At 68.3% G+C, this 16,802-nt stretch carries 21 protein-coding genes; 7 read left to right on the top strand and 14 right to left on the bottom strand.

What is annotated here, in order from left to right; genetic code table 11:
- Positions 1-105: 105 nt before the first annotated feature.
- The 4 genes from ACMGDH_RS16720 to ACMGDH_RS16705 form a co-directional block, all read right to left on the bottom strand.
- On the bottom strand, positions 106-561 hold the full coding sequence (locus tag ACMGDH_RS16720) for a MaoC family dehydratase (protein WP_436829114.1): 456 nt from the start codon (positions 559-561) through the stop codon (positions 106-108).
- Positions 562-725: 164 nt separating this feature from the next.
- The gene (locus tag ACMGDH_RS16715) at positions 726-1,100 is read right to left on the bottom strand and encodes a VOC family protein (RefSeq protein ID WP_436829113.1); all 375 of its coding nucleotides are present in this window, start codon (positions 1,098-1,100) and stop codon (positions 726-728) included.
- Positions 1,101-1,125: 25 nt separating this feature from the next.
- The gene (locus ACMGDH_RS16710) at positions 1,126-2,319 is read right to left on the bottom strand and encodes a mechanosensitive ion channel family protein (RefSeq protein ID WP_436829112.1); all 1,194 of its coding nucleotides are present in this window, start codon (positions 2,317-2,319) and stop codon (positions 1,126-1,128) included.
- An 8-nt stretch (positions 2,320-2,327) separates the two neighbouring features.
- On the bottom strand, positions 2,328-3,347 hold the full coding sequence (locus tag ACMGDH_RS16705; protein ID WP_436829111.1) for a DNA topoisomerase IB: 1,020 nt from the start codon (positions 3,345-3,347) through the stop codon (positions 2,328-2,330).
- A 109-nt stretch (positions 3,348-3,456) separates the two neighbouring features.
- Between ACMGDH_RS16705 and ACMGDH_RS16700 the strand changes: the two genes are divergently transcribed.
- The gene (locus ACMGDH_RS16700; protein WP_436829110.1) at positions 3,457-4,011 is read left to right on the top strand and encodes a type 1 glutamine amidotransferase domain-containing protein; all 555 of its coding nucleotides are present in this window, start codon (positions 3,457-3,459) and stop codon (positions 4,009-4,011) included.
- A 77-nt stretch (positions 4,012-4,088) separates the two neighbouring features.
- A complete protein-coding gene (locus tag ACMGDH_RS16695; protein ID WP_436829109.1) occupies positions 4,089-4,697 on the top strand; it encodes a hypothetical protein in 609 nt (202 codons plus the stop codon).
- A 9-nt stretch (positions 4,698-4,706) separates the two neighbouring features.
- On the opposite strand, the gene ACMGDH_RS16690 is transcribed toward ACMGDH_RS16695, so the two are convergent.
- Together ACMGDH_RS16690 and ACMGDH_RS16685 are read right to left on the bottom strand one after the other, a co-directional pair.
- Positions 4,707-5,021 (bottom strand): hypothetical protein, encoded by a 315-nt coding sequence (locus ACMGDH_RS16690; RefSeq protein WP_436829108.1) that lies wholly within the window; start codon positions 5,019-5,021, stop codon positions 4,707-4,709.
- A complete protein-coding gene (locus ACMGDH_RS16685; protein WP_436829107.1) occupies positions 5,018-5,200 on the bottom strand; it encodes a hypothetical protein in 183 nt (60 codons plus the stop codon). Before ACMGDH_RS16685 ends, ACMGDH_RS16690 begins: the two co-directional genes overlap by 4 nt.
- An 88-nt stretch (positions 5,201-5,288) precedes the next feature.
- Between ACMGDH_RS16685 and ACMGDH_RS16680 the strand changes: the two genes are divergently transcribed.
- The 3 genes from ACMGDH_RS16680 (at position 5,289) to ACMGDH_RS16670 (ending at position 6,443) form a co-directional block, all read left to right on the top strand.
- Complete coding sequence (locus ACMGDH_RS16680; protein WP_436829106.1) at positions 5,289-5,912, top strand: S24 family peptidase; 624 nt, start codon at positions 5,289-5,291, stop codon at positions 5,910-5,912.
- 161 nt (positions 5,913-6,073) lie between these two features.
- Positions 6,074-6,244, top strand: coding sequence for a hypothetical protein (locus ACMGDH_RS16675; protein ID WP_436829105.1), 171 nt, complete (start codon positions 6,074-6,076; stop codon positions 6,242-6,244).
- Complete coding sequence (locus ACMGDH_RS16670; protein WP_436829104.1) at positions 6,234-6,443, top strand: hypothetical protein; 210 nt, start codon at positions 6,234-6,236, stop codon at positions 6,441-6,443. The genes ACMGDH_RS16675 and ACMGDH_RS16670 overlap by 11 nt, the downstream gene beginning before the upstream one ends.
- Before the next feature lie 9 nt (positions 6,444-6,452).
- Here the strand turns inward: ACMGDH_RS16670 and ACMGDH_RS16665 are convergent, their stop codons facing one another.
- Together ACMGDH_RS16665 and ACMGDH_RS16660 are read right to left on the bottom strand one after the other, a co-directional pair.
- Positions 6,453-7,535, bottom strand: coding sequence for a winged helix-turn-helix domain-containing protein (locus ACMGDH_RS16665; RefSeq protein ID WP_436829103.1), 1,083 nt, complete (start codon positions 7,533-7,535; stop codon positions 6,453-6,455).
- A gap of 30 nt (positions 7,536-7,565) precedes the next feature.
- Positions 7,566-7,748 carry a hypothetical protein gene (locus ACMGDH_RS16660; RefSeq protein ID WP_436829102.1) on the bottom strand — a complete coding sequence of 61 codons (183 nt, stop codon included), beginning with the start codon at positions 7,746-7,748 and terminating at the stop codon, positions 7,566-7,568.
- Positions 7,749-7,889: 141 nt separating this feature from the next.
- Between ACMGDH_RS16660 and ACMGDH_RS16655 the strand changes: the two genes are divergently transcribed.
- On the top strand, positions 7,890-9,659 hold the full coding sequence (locus ACMGDH_RS16655) for an SLC13 family permease (protein ID WP_436829101.1): 1,770 nt from the start codon (positions 7,890-7,892) through the stop codon (positions 9,657-9,659).
- Positions 9,660-9,689: 30 nt separating this feature from the next.
- On the opposite strand, the gene ACMGDH_RS16650 is transcribed toward ACMGDH_RS16655, so the two are convergent.
- Positions 9,690-11,114 (bottom strand): aldehyde dehydrogenase family protein, encoded by a 1,425-nt coding sequence (locus ACMGDH_RS16650; RefSeq protein WP_436829100.1) that lies wholly within the window; start codon positions 11,112-11,114, stop codon positions 9,690-9,692.
- 171 nt (positions 11,115-11,285) lie between these two features.
- On the opposite strand from ACMGDH_RS16650, the gene ACMGDH_RS16645 reads away from it, so the two are divergent.
- Positions 11,286-13,820, top strand: coding sequence for a TonB-dependent receptor (locus tag ACMGDH_RS16645; RefSeq protein WP_436829099.1), 2,535 nt, complete (start codon positions 11,286-11,288; stop codon positions 13,818-13,820).
- 173 nt (positions 13,821-13,993) lie between these two features.
- Here the strand turns inward: ACMGDH_RS16645 and ACMGDH_RS16640 are convergent, their stop codons facing one another.
- Genes ACMGDH_RS16640 through ACMGDH_RS16620 form a run of 5 tightly spaced genes read right to left on the bottom strand, consistent with a single transcriptional unit; the run spans position 13,994 to position 16,754 of the window.
- Positions 13,994-15,289, bottom strand: coding sequence for a M20/M25/M40 family metallo-hydrolase (locus ACMGDH_RS16640; RefSeq protein ID WP_436829098.1), 1,296 nt, complete (start codon positions 15,287-15,289; stop codon positions 13,994-13,996).
- Positions 15,290-15,344: 55 nt separating this feature from the next.
- Complete coding sequence (locus ACMGDH_RS16635) at positions 15,345-15,569, bottom strand: hypothetical protein (protein ID WP_436829097.1); 225 nt, start codon at positions 15,567-15,569, stop codon at positions 15,345-15,347.
- Between the two features lie 26 nt (positions 15,570-15,595).
- A complete protein-coding gene (locus ACMGDH_RS16630) occupies positions 15,596-15,946 on the bottom strand; it encodes a hypothetical protein (RefSeq protein ID WP_436829096.1) in 351 nt (116 codons plus the stop codon).
- Complete coding sequence (locus tag ACMGDH_RS16625; protein WP_436829095.1) at positions 15,943-16,452, bottom strand: RebB family R body protein; 510 nt, start codon at positions 16,450-16,452, stop codon at positions 15,943-15,945. Before ACMGDH_RS16625 ends, ACMGDH_RS16630 begins: the two co-directional genes overlap by 4 nt.
- 20 nt (positions 16,453-16,472) lie before the next feature.
- A complete protein-coding gene (locus tag ACMGDH_RS16620; RefSeq protein ID WP_436829094.1) occupies positions 16,473-16,754 on the bottom strand; it encodes a RebB family R body protein in 282 nt (93 codons plus the stop codon).
- Between the last annotated feature and the right edge of the window lie 48 nt (positions 16,755-16,802).

The following is a 16,802-nucleotide window of genomic DNA, read 5'->3' as shown; positions in this document are numbered from 1 at the left end:
GAGGGGGTTGGGGGTGGGCGCCCGCTATCCGCGAGCGTTTCGGCATGTGGAGGGCGGGCGCCCACCCCCCGGCCCCCTCCCGCACGCGGGAGGGGGGAGATTAGGTCACACGTAAACCAGCGCGATCCATTCGGCGATCAGCGCGGGCTTCTCCTCACCTTCGATCTCGAGGACATATTGCTGGACCTGCTCCCACACACCGGGCTGGCGCTCGATGAACTTGAGCAGGGTGAAGCGGCCGCGCACCCGCTTGCCCGAGCGGACGGGGGTGAGGAAACGGACCTTGTTGCCGCCGTAGTTCACGCCCATCCGCGCGCCGGCGATCGCAGGCGCGCCGGTCTGCGTCGCCAGCATCGGCATCAGCGAGAGCGACAGGAAGCCGTGCGCGATCGTGCCGCCGAAAGGGGTCTGGGCGGCGCGCTCTGGATCGACGTGGATGAACTGGTGGTCGCCCGTCGCATCGGCGAACTTGTCGATCATCGCCTGGGTGACCTCGACCCAGTCCGAGACGCGCTCGGTGCCAACGTTCGCGGCCATTTCCTGAACGGTGATCGTGTCCACCCGGGCTCCTCCCGCGCCGGTCTGGCCGGCGCGCGCCCATCTACCGGAGTGCCGCGGGAAATCGCAAGCCCTGCCGGACCGGAACATGGAAAATTGCCACATCGAGTAACGATGTAATGGTGAACACCTGTCGAAGGCGCCGGACCGAATATTCGAAAAATCACCTACATGTTGACGAGGTGCAGGATGTTGCCGTCCGGATCCTTGAACCAGACGCCACGGAAATCCCCCTCGGCGTGGACACCGTCGGTGATGGCCATGCCGAGCTCCGGATACTCCTCGAAGCGCACGCCATTGCTGCGCAGCTCGGTGACGGCAGCCTCGAAGCCGGCCGGTGCGCTCCACACCACCGCGTTCGCTTTGTTCGATCCGGCTGCGTCCGAGCGATAGACGATGAGCTGGGTGTCGCCGGTGCGATAGGTGAGCATATCCTCGGACGTGTCCGTGGCTTCGAGCCCGAGCGTTTCGCCGTAGAAACTCCGTGCCCGTTCGATGTCGGACACCGCGACGATCGCGGACGAAGAAAGATCGCGGAACATCGGACTTCTCCCAAGTGAAGACGCTTCAACGCTTGCGGTCTTCGTCCGGGTCCTTGTCCATGCGGACCACCGGCTGCACCTCGGGATAGGGAAGGATGAGCCTGCCGTCGGGTGCGGCGGTGTAGCTGGTCTGGGTGGGATAGGCGAAGGCGATGCCTTCGGCGGCGAAGCGGCGGATGATGGCGTTCGCGATCCGGTCGCGAGTGGGATGAGCGATGTCCCAGCTGTCGCCCGGCACTTCGACGATCAGTTCGAAATCGAGCGTGCTCGCGGCGAAATTGGCGAAGCCCGCGCGCGGCGCGGTGGCGCCTTCCGCCTCGACGATTTCCTTGAGCATCGCGGGGAGACGCTCGAGCTTCTCGGGCGGTGTTTCATAGGCGACTCCCAGCATCCAGGCGAAGCGGATGTGGTTGCGGTCGCTGATGTTCTGGATTTCCTTGTCCAGAAGCTGGCGGTTCGAGATGATGCGGAGCTCGCCGTCGAACGATCGGATGCGCGTAGACTTGAGCCCGATCGCCTCGATCGTCCCCGTCGTCTGGTCGAACTTGATGTTCTCGCCGACGCGGAACGGCCGGTCGAAGATGATCGCGAGCGCCGCGAACAGATCGCCGAAGATGCCCTGCGCGGCGAGGCCGATCGCGATGCCGCCGACGCCGAGACCGGCGACGAGGCCGGTGACGTTGACGCCCAGGTTGCTGAGCACCACCACCAGCGCGATCGCGAACACGGCGATCGACACGAGCAGCCGGATCAGGCCGATCGCGCTGGACAGCGCCTGGCCGTGATAATTCTCCGACATCGTCCGGTGCTCGACCAGGCCGAAGATGATCTCGCGGACCCAGATCGCGGCCTGGAACACCGCGGCGATGGTGAAGAGGAATCCGGCGGTGGAATCGATCACCGCCGGCGTCTGGGCGTAGCCCGAGACCAGCCGCAGCGCGACCATCAGGATGAAGAAATTGCCCGTCTTGCCGATCGCGCGGCCGAGGATCGAATACCAGTTGCCTACCCCTCCGCTGCGCTCGCAGAGCTTGAGCGCCCAGGCGCGGATCATGTGGAGCAGTAGCACTATGCCGACGGCGACACCGGCGGCGATCAGGATCTGGAGCCAATGGGCCTGGACCCACACCCAGCTCTCGCGGAACAACGTGGTGGTCTGCGCCTGAAGCGCCTCGGGCGAGGGCAGCGGAAGGGGCGTGGCGGCGGTCTTGTCGGTCATGAAATCCGTCAGGCTGCTTTGGATTGCGGGGCCGCGGCTTCCTCGTCCTCCAGAAGGACGATCAGCCCGCGTTCGTAGCGGCTGAGGTAGCGGGTCGCGCGGGGCAACCGCAACCCGGCACGGAATGCCGCCTGCGCCTCGCGGTCGCGCGCGAGGTCGATCAGCCGGGGATGGACATAGGATTTGCGCGCGATCGCCGGGGTGTTGCCCAGCGCTTCGGTGACGGGTTCGAGCATGGTCTTGAGCCCGATGAACGAATCTGCGGTGGCCAGCGCCTCGAAGGCGATCACGCTGGCGCCCCAGGTGCGGAAATGCTTGGCGGTGAACTCCTCGCCCATCGCCTCGCGGATATAGGCGTTGACGTCGCTGGAGGTGACCGGGTGCACCTCGCCCCCCTCGTCGAGCCAGCCGAACAGATGCTGGCCGGGGAGGTCCTGACAGCGCTTGACGAAGCGGCTCAGGCTCGCGTCGGTGATCGACACCGCGCGCAGCTTGCCCGATTTGGCGCGGAACTGGAGGCGGAGCGTCTGCCCCTTCACCTTGGCGTGGCGCTTGCGCAGCGTAGTGGCGCCGAAGCTCTTGTTCTCCTGCGCATAGGCTTCGTTGCCGACGCGGATCGTGCCGAGATCGAGCAGGCGGACGACTGCGGCGACAGCCTTCTGCTTGCAGGCGCCGGGCAACCTCAGATCGGCCTCGACGTGCGCGCGAAGTCGCGGGAGCGCATGTCCGAAGCCGGCGCAGCGATCATATTTGGCGGCCTCCTGCGCCTCGCGGAAATCCGGGTGGTAGCGATATTGCTTGCGTCCCTTGTCGTCAAAGCCGGTCGCCTGGATGTGGCCGCGCGGATCGGGGCAGAACCAGGCATCGGTGTAGGGGGGGGGCAGGCCGATCGCGTTCAGCCGGTCGATCTCCTCGCGGTCGGTGATCCGCTGGCCGTCCGCGTCCCAATATCCCCAGCCGTGGCGCATCTTGCGCCGCGTGATTCCCGGTTGCTGATCATCGACGTAGACGATTTGGTCGAGCGGCATCGGCCCTCCTCGCTGCGCCTCGATGAATGCCTGGCCCATCGCTTCGTTCCGGAACCTGCGGTGGGTTGCCGGGTTGCGCAGCTCGAATCCCCAACACGAGGACATTCCCATGGCCGACCTGACCAACGCGCGCGTGCTGATGATCGCCACCGACGGCTTCGAGCAATCCGAGCTGTTCGAGCCGCGCCAGGCACTGCTCGACACGGGCGCCAGCGTGACGCTGGCTTCGCTCGAGCTCCAGCCGATCACCGGCGAGAAACAGGGTGAGAAGGGAGAGGGCATCACCCCCGACACCACCGTCGACCAGGTGGACACGGCGGAATACGACGCGCTGGTGCTGCCCGGCGGCGTCGCCAATCCGGACAAGCTGCGCATGAACCAGCGGGTGGTGGACATCGTCCAGGAGTTCGTCGACGACCGGAAGATCGTGGCGGCGATCTGCCACGCGCCGTGGCTGCTGGTCGAGGCGGACGTGATCGACGGGCGGCGCGTGACAGGCTGGCCCTCGGTGCGCACCGATCTCGCCAATGCCGGTGCCAATGTGCTCGACGAGGAAGTGGTGATCGACGGCAGGCTGATCACCAGCCGCAAGCCGGGCGACATCCCCGCTTTCAACCGCGCAGTGATCGAAGCGCTCCAGGAAGAGCTGACGGGCGCGGGCTGAAATACAGCCGGTATGATTTCGTTAACCAAAAACTCTCTATGAAGGAGACAGAGCAAAAGCCTGGGTCGCATGAAAGCATGAACCTGCCGGTCGTCCCCGTTCCCGCCGTTCCGTTCGGCGTCAGTGCCGCGCTGATCGCGCTGGCGCTCGCAGGGGTGGCCGCGGTGGTGTGGCGGGTCGCGAGGAAGAACCGGCGCGCGATGCGCAAGGCGGCAGGCGAACCGCCGGTGCTGCGGCGCGCCGATGCCCATCCCGATGCGCCGTCGCGGCCGCCGTTGCTCGCGATGCGCGACCTGGGCACGCCCTTCCTCGAAATTCGCGCCAGCGAGACGCGCCCGGTCCCCGAAGCGCCGGTCCCGATCGAGCGCGCGCTGCCGCGGGATCTTTCGCAGCCGCTCGCCGCCTTCGACCCGGGCGCTATTCGGGACGCGCCGCTCGCGGCTCCTGCAAAGCTGCCGTCGCTCCGCCCCAGGCCGCGCGACGAACGGATCACGCGACCCGAGACCGAAGCATCGATCCACGCGCTGCTCGACCGGCTCGAGCGCGGCATGGTCCGGCGCGGCCTGGCCACGGGCATGGAACGGACGCCCGCCGCGGCGCATCGCTCTCCTTCCGACCATCGCCGCACCGAGCGCGCGCTGGAGGATTCTCTGGCGACGTTCCGCAACTTCGCCCGAAGCGCCTGACCGGCGCTCCTAGCGTTCCTCCACCGTCAGCGCCTCGATCGTAGCTGTCAGCGCGCGCCCGACGCGACACACATGGACCACCTGCACGTCTGCCACCAGATGGCCGCGTAGCGCGAAATCGGTCTCGGGCAGCGCAGCGAGCCAGCCATCGAGCGCGGGAGACGCGGCGCCGACCAGCGTGATGCGATGCCGCGCACCCGTGAAGGTGGCGCTCGCCCAGCGCTGCATCTCCGATTCGGCGAGGCTCAACGGGCAGGCGGCGCGCTCCGCGCTCGCCAGCAGCGCACGCTCGATCAGCATCGCGGCGTCCGGACCGCGGCTCATCGTGCATTCTCCTGCGCGGCGAGGAACGCCTCGATCCGCGCGACCATCCGGGGACGCGGCTCGCGCCCCCTGCGCAGGTCGGGCACCAGGCGCGGATCATGCGCCACCAGCCTGCCGAACCGCGTCGCCGGCATCTGCGATTTGTTCAGAAATTTCTCGATCTTGCGCTGCACGCACATCTCTCTGCCTCCTTCGAGTCGGTGTCCTGATCATGTTTTGTTCTCAAATCCTACTTGTCTAGGAAAATTCCTATGCTAGGGTTCGGAAATGGATCCGGAGGAGCAGCGGAGTGCGCTGGCAGCGCTGATGGCGGAGCGGGGAGCGAGCCTTTCCGAGCTGTCGCGCGTGATCGGCCGCAACCCCGCCTATCTGCAGCAATATCTGCGCCGGGGGACGCCACGGACGCTGGCCGAGCGCGATCGCGGCCGGCTCGCGCGCTTCCTGGGCGTGCCGGAGACGCGGCTGGGCGCGCAGACGCCGGAAGGATTGGTGGAGATCGCGCGGCTCGACCTGGGAGCCTCGGCGGGGCCGGGGCGGTTGGCGGAAGAGGAGACGCGGCGTCACCCCGCGGCGCTGTCTCCCGCCTTGCTGCGGAAGCTGGGGGTGCGGCCCGAAGCGACTTCGGTGATCCGCGTCGAAGGCGATTCGATGGAGACGACGCTGTCCGACGGCGACGAGATACTGGTCGACCGCGACCGGCGCGACGTGACGGGGCGGGGCGGAATCTTCGTGATCCGCATCGATGGGGTGCTGATGGTCAAGCGGCTGCGCCCGGCGGTGGGCGGCCTGGAAGTGGTGAGCGACAATCCCGCCTATCCGGCGCGGCTCTGCGGGCGGGGGCAGGTGGAGGTGATCGGCCGCGTGGTGTGGTTCAGCCGGGCACTGGTTTAGCGCCGATCGGGATAGTGCCAGATTCGAGTTCGATGCGGTTACCGCACTGAACAATCAGCAAATAAACCACTCCCAGTCGCTGGAATCCTGATCTAGTTGATGGACCGGGGCCCCTTCCGAGTGGAAGTTGCTCGGCGGGGTGGCGCAGCAGGAGGCGCCTCATGCGTGAGGATAGCGATTACTACCGCGGCAGGGCAGAGGCCGAGATCGCGGCGGCTCACAAGGCGGAAAAGCCCGAAGCCATGCGAGCCCATTATATTCTCGCCGGCTATTATCTGGACCGGGCCCATGGTTCCTCGCCCCGAGAGGTAGAGGTGCCGCATGGAATATGACGTCACCCGCGAGTATCTCGAACGACGCTACCGGGATTCGCTCGCCATGGCCGAACGCGCGGCCGACCCCGCCATCGCCCGGGTCCACCGGGAGTTCGCCGCCAAATATGCGCGAGCGCTGGAGGGAGCACGCGCTTCCAGTGCCGGCGAGTCCCGGCGGGCGGTGCCGCTTCCTCCCGAAAGCTCGTCTCAGGCCTGATCGCCGCCGCTAGGCGGGCCGCTGAAGCCAGCGCTGGGCAAGGACCATCGCGCCGACGACGCAGCCGCCGAACAGTGCGCCCTCCATCGCGCCGGTCACCATCTGGCTGACCGGCCCGAAACCCTGCTCGCCGAGCAGCGTGCCGATCTGATCAAGGCGGAGGCGCGACGCCGGGAACCGGCGGGCGAGCAGATCGAGGCTGCCCCCCATCAGCCGTCCGCCGAGCAGCGGGATGAGTAAGCCGGCGGCGGCGCAGACGAGGCTGGCGATCGCGACGCTTCGCCGGAGGGAAAAGGCGGGAGCGGCCCGGTTCGCCAGCCAGCCGCCGAGCCCGACCGCGCCGCCGAGCAGCGCGCCTTCACCCGCGCCGGTGATATCGTGCGGCGCCGCGCCAAGCAGCAGGTTGAACGCGTCGAGGCCAAGCAGCTTGACGACCGCGCCCACGATCAGGCCCCCGGCTGCGCCGCCCAGGATGCTCCACCGCCACGGCCGGCCCGACGCGAACGCCGCACCGGCGATCCCGAAGCCCACGCCGGCGCCGCCGAGCAGCGCGACGACGATAGTGACGCAGAGCAGGACGAGCAGCACCGAGGCTGCACCCATGCCGGGCGCGAGCGGTTGGGCGGCGCCGGCGAAGCCATAGATCAGCCCGCCGATCGTGCCGGCGACGCCGCCGCCGGCCGTTCCGGCCAGCCCGAGCAGCAGCGGCGCATGCCAGCCGGCGCGGGGCAGGACGCCTGCCGCTACCTGAGCCGGGGAGGGCATCGACTGAGCCTCGCGCTCGACTGGAGCGATGAAGCGATAGCCGTGCTTGGGAACGGTCTCGATGAAGCGGGGCTGGCTGGCGTCGTCGCCGAGCTGGCGTCGCAGCGCCTTGATGCACTGGGTCAGCGCCTCGTCGGTGACGGGCACGCCGTGCCATACTTCGTCGAAGAAGCGGCTCTTCGAAACCAGCCTGCCCTGTTCGCGCACCAGCAGCGTGAGCGCGTCGAGATATCGGGCGTTGAGCTCGACCGGCACCTCGTCGCGCCGGAGCTGGCGATCGTCGGGGTCCAGAAGGAAGCGGCCGAAGCGGAAGCTGCCCGATGTCACCCGGCGATCCTCAGCAGCGGCCGGCGCGGTTCACTTGGCGCGCGCGCGATCGATCAGCCAGACCGCGACGAGCAGCGCGACGCCGACCGCGAGCCCGCCGACGAAGCCGAGCGACGCCTGTCCGCGGCTCGCGCCGATAATCGTCCCGGCGATCAGGCTGAACGCGAGGAGCGATCCGCCGGCGAGCGGCGCACGGGAAGGAGTATTGGCCATGCCCGCGGCTTTGCCACGTACCGGCGCTGGGCGCCACTGTCTCAAAAGCCCTCTCCCGCTTGCGGGAGAGGGACATGGCACCACGGAGCCAAAGCCGGGCTGGCGTGTTTGGACGCGACTCGCCATGCTATACCCGCCTCGATGACCCTCCCGCAGATACTCTCCCTCACCGTCCTTGCGGGCATGATGCTGCTCTTCATCTGGGGGCGTTTTCGGTACGATCTCGTCGCCATCATGGCGTTGCTCGCCGGGCTGACGGTGGGGATCATCAAGCCCGAGGATGCCTTTTCGGGCTTCTCGGACGACATCGTGATCATTGTCGCGTCGGCGCTGGTGCTTTCGGGCGCGGTGCAGCGATCGGGCGTGATCGAGCGGGCGATGCTGGTGCTCCAGCGGCGCGTGCGCAGCGTACAGGGGCAGCTGCTGCTCCTCACGTCGAGCGTCGGCTTCGCCTCCGCGCTGGTCAAGAACATCGGCGCGCTGGCGCTGATGATGCCGGTGGCGCTCCAGACGGCGAAGCGCGCCGGCACGACGCCCTCGATCTTCCTGATGCCGATGGCCTTCGCCTCGCTGCTGGGCGGGCTGATCACGCTGGTCGGCACTTCGCCGAATATCATCGTGAGCCGGGTGCGCGAGGAGATGACGGGCGAGCCGTTCCGCATGTTCGACTATGCGCCGGTGGGGCTGGGGCTGACCGCGGTGGGGCTGGTGTTCCTCACCTTCGGCTACCGCTTGCTCCCCCGCAACCGGCAGGCGACCCCCACGCTCGGCGAGGCGCTGGACATCCAGTCCTATGTCACCGAGGCCGAGATTCCAGCGGGATCGCCGGCGGTGGACGAGACTGTTGGCGCATTCCAGAAGCGCCACGACCACGAAGTCGCGGTCACCATGATCCTGCGCGCCGGCATCCGCAGCGCGCCGTTCGCCGACACGGTGCTGATGCCCGAGGACGTGCTGATCCTGGCCGGCGCGCCCGACTGTCTGGAGCGCGCGATCGTCTCCGATGGGCTCGAGCTCGAGGGGCAGCATCGAGAGCGGCCCGAGGGCGCACGCGACGAGATGGGCGTGATCGAGGCGGTGATCGGCGTCGACAGTCCGCTGGTGGGCGCGACCGCGGGGCAGCTGGGGCTGCACGAGCGCTTCGGCTTGAACCTGATCGCCGTCTCCCGCCAGGGCGAGCGGCTCGCGCAGCGGCTGGGCAACATCGTGCTGCTGGCGGGCGACGTGATCGTGCTCCAGGGGCCGATCAAGCTGCTGCTCGAGCGGCTCGGCGATCTGGGGTGCCTGCCGCTCGCCGAGCGGACGCTGCGGCTGGGGAGCGTGCGCAACCGGCTGCTGCCGCTGGCGATCCTGGCGGCAGCGATGATCGCGACCGCGAGCGGCTATGTGCCCGTCGCTGTCGCCTTCTTCGCCGCCGCGGCGCTGGTGGTGCTGAGCGGTGCGCTGCCGGTGCGCGAGGCCTATACGCATGTCGAATGGCCCATCCTGGTGATGCTCGGCGCGCTGATCCCGGTCAGCGACACGCTGCGCACCACCGGCGCGACCGAGCTGATCGGCGATTGGCTGTCGAACTTCGCCGCGACGCTGCCGCCCTGGGGGGCGGTTGCGCTGATCCTGGCGGCGGCGATGGCGGTGACGCCGTTCCTCAACAACGCCGCGACGGTGCTGGTGATGGCGCCGATCGCCGCGACCTTCGCCACCGGGCTGGGCTATCGGCCTGAAGCGTTCCTGATGGCGACCGCGGTGGGCGCGGGGTGCGACTTCCTCACTCCGATCGGGCACCAGTGCAACACGCTGGTGATGGGGCCCGGCGGCTATCGCTTCAGCGACTATGCCCGGCTCGGCGCGCCGCTTTCGCTGCTGGTGCTGGTGCTCGGCACACCGCTGATCCTGTGGGTTTGGCCGGTTTAGACCCCACCCGCTCCCTCCCTGCAGGGAGGGTCACGCGAACGCCCCCACCACTGCCTTCACTTCCAGGAACTCGGCCAGCCCGAACTTGCCGTGCTCGCGGCCGTTGCCCGATTGCTTGTAGCCGCCGAAGGGCAGGTTGGGATCGGGCTGGCCGCCGTTGACATAGACCATCCCTGCGCGCAGCCGGGGCGCAACGCGCTTCACGCCTTCGGCATCGCCGAACACCACTGCGGACAGGCCGTAATCGGTGTCGTTGGCGATGCGGATCGCGTCTTCCTCGTCTTCATAGGGGATGATCGTGACGACCGGCCCGAAAATCTCCTCGCGCGCGATCGCCATGTCGTTGCGGACGTGGCTGAAAAGCGTCGGCTTGACGAAATAGCCGGTGTCGATGCCGTCCGGGCGCCCCGGACCGCCGGTCTCCAGCTTCGCGCCTTCCTCCAGCCCCTTGGCGATCAGCCCCTGGATCTTGTCCCACTGCGCCTTGTTGACGACCGGGCCGATATGGCGCCCCTCCTCAGAGGGCGAGCCGCACTGGGTGGCCTTCATCATCTCGGCGGCGATCGCCGCGGCCTCGTCCTGCTTGGCGGCGGGCACGAGCAGGCGGGCGGGGGCGATACAGCTCTGGCCCGAGTTGAGCAGCACCCCGAACAGCGTGCCCTTCACCGCCTGGGCCAGGTCGGCGCTGTCGAGCACCACCGATGGCGACTTGCCGCCCAGCTCCTGATGCACGCGCTTGACCGTGTCGGCGGCGTTCTTGGCGACCTGGACGCCGGCGCGGGTCGAGCCGGTGAAGCTCACCATGTCGACGCCCTTGTGCCGCGAAAGCGCCGCGCCCACGCCGGGGCCGTCGCCCTGGACGAGGTTGAACACGCCCGCCGGCACCCCGGCCGCGTCGAGCACTTCGGCGAAGATCGCAGCGGCGCCCGGCGCCTCTTCGGAGGGCTTGAGCACCATCGTGCACCCCGCCGCCAGCGCCGGCGCCACCTTGGAGACGATCTGGTTGAGCGGCCAGTTCCAGGGGGTGATCATCGCCACCACGCCGATCGGCTCATGCACGACCAAGCTGTTGCCGATCCGCTCCTCGAACGGGAATTCGCGCAGCGCCTTGGCGGCCGCGAGCAGATGGCCGATGCCGCTGCCCACCTGCGCGGTCTTCGCCAGCCCGATCGGCGCGCCCATCTCCAGGCTGATCGCCTCTGCCAGGTCCGCGGCGCGCGCCTTGTACGCCTCGATCACCCGCTCGATCAGCGCGATCCGCTCGTCGGCGCTGGTGCGCGAGAAGCTTTCGAACGCCCGGCGTGCCGCAGCGACTGCCTTGTCCACATCGGCTTCGGAGCCAAGCGTGATCTCGGTCACGGGCTCTTCGGTGGCCGGATTGATCACTTTGTGCGGCGTGCCGCCGTCGCTCTCCACCCAGGCGCCGTCGATATAGTGTTTCCGATAGCTGCGCATCCGCCCTCTCCGATTCGAACTTTGGGTATGGTCATCTAGATGGCCGCTCGCGCGCGCAGGCGCAAGGCAGCGAAGATTTCCTGTTGCGCCGCAACACAGGTGTAACGATCCGCGCGCAACCGCGGCGGCAAGGGGGCGAAAAACGCTCCCGTCAAATGCAGGGGGTTTTGCATGTCCGTCCGTACCGCGCTGCTCGCGCTCGCCAGTCCGCTCGCGCTGATCGCGCCTGCCTATGCCCAGGATGCCGCCGCGCCGGCCGAGCCCGCCGAGGACGAGATCGTCGTCACTGCGCAGCTGCGCGAGCAGTCGCCGATCGAAGTGCCGTTCGCGCTGGCGGCCTATCAGGGCGAATTCCTCGACGATCTCGGCATCACCGAGTTCGATCGGCTGAGCCAGTTCGTCCCCGGCTTCGAAGTGCAGAACCAGTCGCCCAACAATCCCGGCTTCGTGATGCGCGGCATCACGTCGGATTCGGGCAGCGCGTACAACGAGCCGCGCGTCTCGGTCTTCCAGGACGGCGTGTCGATCTCCAAGTCGCGCGGCTCCTATGTCGAGCTGTTCGACATGGAGCGCGTCGAGATCGCCAAGGGGCCGCAGTCGACGCTCTACGGCCGCGGCGCGCTGATCGGCGCGGTCAACCTCGTCCAGGCCAAGGCCGATCCGAACAACGGTTATGCCTATCTCTACGGCCAGTACGGCAACTATGACGCGTGGCGCGTCGACCAGACGGTCAACCTGCCGCTCGGCGGCGACGTGGGCCTGCGCGTCGCCTCGCGCATCCGCGAGCGCAGCGGCACCGTCGAGAACCTGCTCGGCGGCGAGGATTACAACGGGATCAAGTCCGAAGCCGTGCGCGGATCGCTGCGCTGGGCGCCGGGCGCGCTCACCTTTGATCTGATCGGCAACTACCAGCACGACCGCGCGACCGGCACTTCGTTCAAGTCGATCGCCTACAACCCCACCGATCCGGTGACCGGCGCGGTGATCGGCGATCGCGGTCGCAATTCGGGCGCGGCGCTGGCGCCTGGCGCGGGATTCGAGGGCGGCAAGCCGCTCGGCCTCGATCGCGACGTCTGGGGCGTCACCGGCATCGCCAACTATGAATTCTCCGACCGGCTCTCGCTCAACGCGATCGGATCGTACCGCGAGTTCGCGGGCATCGAGATCTTCGACGCGGACGGCATCTCGCTCCCGGCGCTCACCGCTGCCGAGGATGCGCGGGGCGATCAGACAATGGGCACGCTGCGGCTGACCTGGAGCGATGATCGGCTGACTGCCTTCGCCGGAGGCACCTATTATCGCGAGAACGGCTCCCAGCGCACGCCATCGCAGTTCGACGAGCGCGTGCTGCTCGCGCGGCTCACCAACACGCTGAACGGCGGCGGCGCGATCCCCGGCCGCCCGGCGACCGATCCGGCGCCGGGTGCGGTGTTCGGCAACACCGCCTTCACCGGCACGCTGCTCCAGGGGATCGCGGCGGCTTCGGGTGTGGCGCTGCCCGCCGCCCAGGCGCGCGCGATCGCCGCCAACCTCAAGCCCGGCCATTACGAGACCAGCACCAACTATGGCCGCACGGAGAGCTGGGACCTGTTCGCCGATGTGAGCTTCAAGATCACCGAGGCGTTCGAGATCGGCGGCGGCGTCCGCTGGACGCACGACGACAAGACCACCGGCTATGAATCGGCGGTGCTCAACGGCCGCTCGATCCTGGGCGGGTTCATCGGCGCGCTGTCGCAGCCCGCCGCGACGCGCACCGCGTTGCTCGGGGCCCTCGCCGTGCCGGGTGCTGCGAACATCCCGCCTTCGGCGCTCTATCCGGTCCCGCTGTTCGGGCTAGGCGCGCAGCCGACCGGAACCAATGGCCAGCGCTACGACGCAGACCTGAAGGACGACGGCTTCACCTGGCGCGCCATCGCCCGCTACGAAATCTCGCCCGACGCCAGCCTCTACGCCAACTATGCGCGCGGCCGCCGTCCCGAGATCCTGAGCGTCGCGCCGCCCTCCGCGCCCGGCGGCGCGCCGCGGTTCAGCGTGCTCCCGGCGGAGACCGTCGACAGCTACGAAGTCGGCGCCAAGACTGCGCTGGCGAACCGCACGCTCTTCGCCGACGGTGCCTTCTTCTACTATCGCTATTCGAACTTCCAGACGACCGAGCAGCAGGGCACGAGCTTCGTCACGGTCAATGCCGGCCGGGCCGAGAGCTACGGCTTCGAAGGCCAGCTGACTTGGCGCGCCGCCGATTGGGCAAACGTCTTCGGCACCTATGCCTGGAACCACAGCCGCTTCACCACCGGTGCGCGCGATGGCAACCGCTTCCGCCTCTCGCCCGACCACAGCGCCTCGTTCGGCGTCGCGCTGAGCGTGCCGGCCGGGCCGGTGAAGATCGACTTCACCCCCAGCGTCACCTGGCAGTCGCAAGTTTTCTTCGACGACGACAATGATCTGCCGGCGCTTCAGGTCAACAATCTGGCGCCCGATATGGTGCAGGACGAGCTGCAGGACGGCTATGCGCTGGTCGACGCGCGCCTCGGCGTAGAGACGGAAAACGGCCGCTGGAGGCTCGAAGCCTTTGCCACCAACCTGCTCGACCAATCGTACATCAAGGACGCGGGCAACACCGGCGACGGCATCGGCATGCCGACGTTCATCGCCGGCGAGCCGCGCATGTACGGCGTCGCGCTGAGCTTGCGCATCGGCAAGCGCTGAAAACCCGCAAGGGTCAAAAGGGGGAGGGCCCGGCGGAAACGCCGGGCCCTTTTTATAGCCCTTCCCCTTTAGGGGAGGGGTTGGGGTGGGGGCTGTCCAGGTGCGGTTCGGTCTCGGCGAGACACATGCCCCACCCCAAACCCCTCCCCTGAAGGGGAGGGGCTCTAAGCACTCTACCGCCGCTCGGCCGCCAGCCGGCTCATCAGGATCGCCGCGCGTTTGGCTTGCAGGGATATGCTCGGCACATCCAGCCATTCGCCCTCGGCGTGCAGGCTGCCGCCCACCGGGCCCATCCCCGCCATCGTATCGGCATAGGCCGCGACGAAGCTCGAATCCGCCGCACCGCGCTTGGCGGGCGGGAACTCGGCCATCTCCGGCAGGCCGAGATCGCGGTTGGCCTTGTTGAGCCGCGCGAGCAGCGCGCGGTTGCCCTCGGTCGGCGCCATCGGCGGGGTGTTGTCCTGGAAGGTCAGCGTCGCTCCGGTGCCCGGCAGATGCTTGGCGACGATCGCCTGCATCGCGGCGCGGGCCCTGGCATCCTGCTCGGGGGTGAGGCTGCGCAGGTCGCCGCGCGCGATCGCCTGCGCGGGGATGACGTTGGTCTTGCCCGATGCCTCGATCTTCAGCCCATCGGTATCGATCGTCGCGGGCGTGCCGCCGCCGATCACCCCGACGTTGAAGGTGAGGTTCTCTTCGCGAAGCTCCGATTGCCAGGCGGTGAGGATGCGGCTGATCTCGTAGATCGCGCCATAGCCATATTCGGGGCCGAACACGCTGCCGCCGTGCCCGGTCTTGCCCGTTGCGGTGAGCGTCCAGTTGTTGGCGCTGCGCCGGGCAATCGTGCCGAAATCCTGCCCGTTCTCGCGCGCCAGATTCTCGAATTCTAGCGCGACATCGGCCCATTTGCCCGCCTCGATCAGCCCGGCGCGTGCCACAGGGATCGGGTCGCCGGTCTTCTCCTCGTCACCAGTGAGCACCACCTTGATATCCGCGTTCTTCAGCGTGCCCGCCGCCTTCATCGCGCGCAGCGCTGCGACGATCACTGCGATCCCGCCCTTGTCGTCGACCACGCCCGGGCCGATCGCCTTGTCGCCTTCGCGCCGGAATTTCTGGAAGGGCGATCCCGGCTCGAACACCGTGTCGAGGTGCGCGATCAGCAGCATCCGCTTGCCGCGGCCGTTGCCCCTATGCGTGGCGACGAAATGCCCCGCCCGCTTGGTCTCGGGCAGCTCGGTCCATTCGACCTTGAACCCGAGCGCCTCGAACTCGGGGCGCAGCATGTCCCCCACCGCGCGCACGCCCGCCAGGTTCAGCGTGCCGCTGTTCTGGTTCACCATCCGCTCGAGCAACGCGAGCGTGTCGGCGCTGCCGGCATCGACAGCGGCGGCCATGGCGCTTTCCGGGCGGGAAAGCTGGGCGGCGGCAGGGCAGGCGGCAAGGAGCGCGCAAATGGCGAGGAGATGCTTCATGCGCGTCACGCTAGGGCGCGACACGTCCAGCCGCAACGCTCTGTGACCGGACGCGTTAGCCCCGGCGCCGTACCGCAGCCGCGACCGCGCTCTGAGCGACTTTGTGCGCGGCGGCCACTTCGACGGCGGCGCGATCGATCGCCTGCGAAACCGCGCGCTGCGCCTCGCTCGCTGCCGCAAGCGCCTTCGTATGGGCGTCGACAGGGGGTTTGGGCGGTGTGGGGCTTGCGGTGTCATGCTCCGCGCCGGCCGTCCCCGCATTCTTCTTTCGAGCTGTCATCGCTTCTCCTGTCGCCCGTGGGAGCGTCAGCCCGAGGGGAACTCTTTCACGATTGCCGATGCTGCCGCGCCCACCGCAGAAAAATCCTCGATCGCCTGGCCGACCATCTGCCGTGCCTGCGGCAATACTTCCAGGAACCGCGCGTCGCCCGTCGCGAGATATTGCGACAGCGCAGTGCCGCTCGCTGCGGCGGCGATGCTGGTCACATTGCGCAGCGCATCGGCGGCATCCTGCAATGCGATCGCCGCCGATTGGGCGACCGCGTGATAGGCCGTGCCCCGCGCGCTCGTCAGAACGACCTGGGGAGCCATCGTCGCCTGCTGCGACTGGTTGATCGCATCGACGATGCGCGGATCGACCCGAACCGAGTCGCTCATGCCTGTTCCTCGTCCTTTTCGCTCGTCTTGCGGGTTGCCCTGGAGGGTTGCGGTGGTGGCGTGTCCGCATTCCTGGCCGTTGCGGCGGCGGCGATCCGCGCCAGCGCGTCGACGGCGGCTGCCGCATCGGGGGCGTTCGGCTGCGCCTGCGCCTTCAGCAGCAGGACCGCCGCCTGCGCCTGGGCCTCGGCCATGGCGATCAGCGCCTGCGCCGGCCCGGCCTGGGCGGCGAGCGGCACGCCGGTCCCGATCATCCGCGCGCAGAGCGCTGCGGTGGCGGACGCGTTGATTGCAGCTTCGGCTTGCTGCCGCGCGACTGCGTTGTGCATGCCGAGCCCGATCGTCTGGGCGCCGACCAGCCCCAGCATCGCCATCGAGTCAGCGGGCGCCTGGCCGGCAAGGATGGCGTTCACCGCGGCGACGGCGTCGACGATCTGGCTGTTCAGCGTGTCCCCGGCGCCGGCATGTGCGGCTGCCGCTGCGGGGCCGGCGCTTTCGTCCGACATCTGTTCCCCCTTGGCTGGCATCAGCCCTGCTTCGCGCCCGGCGCGGCTTCGGCCGGAGTCGTTGCGATAGCCACGCCGGCGCGGGCATAGATGAGTGCGATTCCAGCGTTCGTCGCGGCCTGCGCAGTGATCCACAATTGCTGCTGCGAATTGGTGGCGTTGAGCGCGGCATTTGCGAGCGCCTGCGCAGTCGCCTGGTAGAGGTTGCCCAGCGCGATCGCCGGGGCAGTGCCCACCACCTGAACATTGGCCTGGGTGACGGCGTCAGTAATCTGGCTGTTGACCGAGGTTGGGAAAGCCATAGCGCAAAGCTCCTCTCCGGCGGAGAAATCAGGTCCGTGGGTTTTGCC

Source organism: Sphingomonas radicis (assembly GCF_051400635.1).
In the GTDB taxonomy this organism is placed as follows: Bacteria; Pseudomonadota; Alphaproteobacteria; order Sphingomonadales; family Sphingomonadaceae; genus Sphingomonas.
This window is presented reverse-complemented; position numbering and strand designations above follow the sequence as displayed.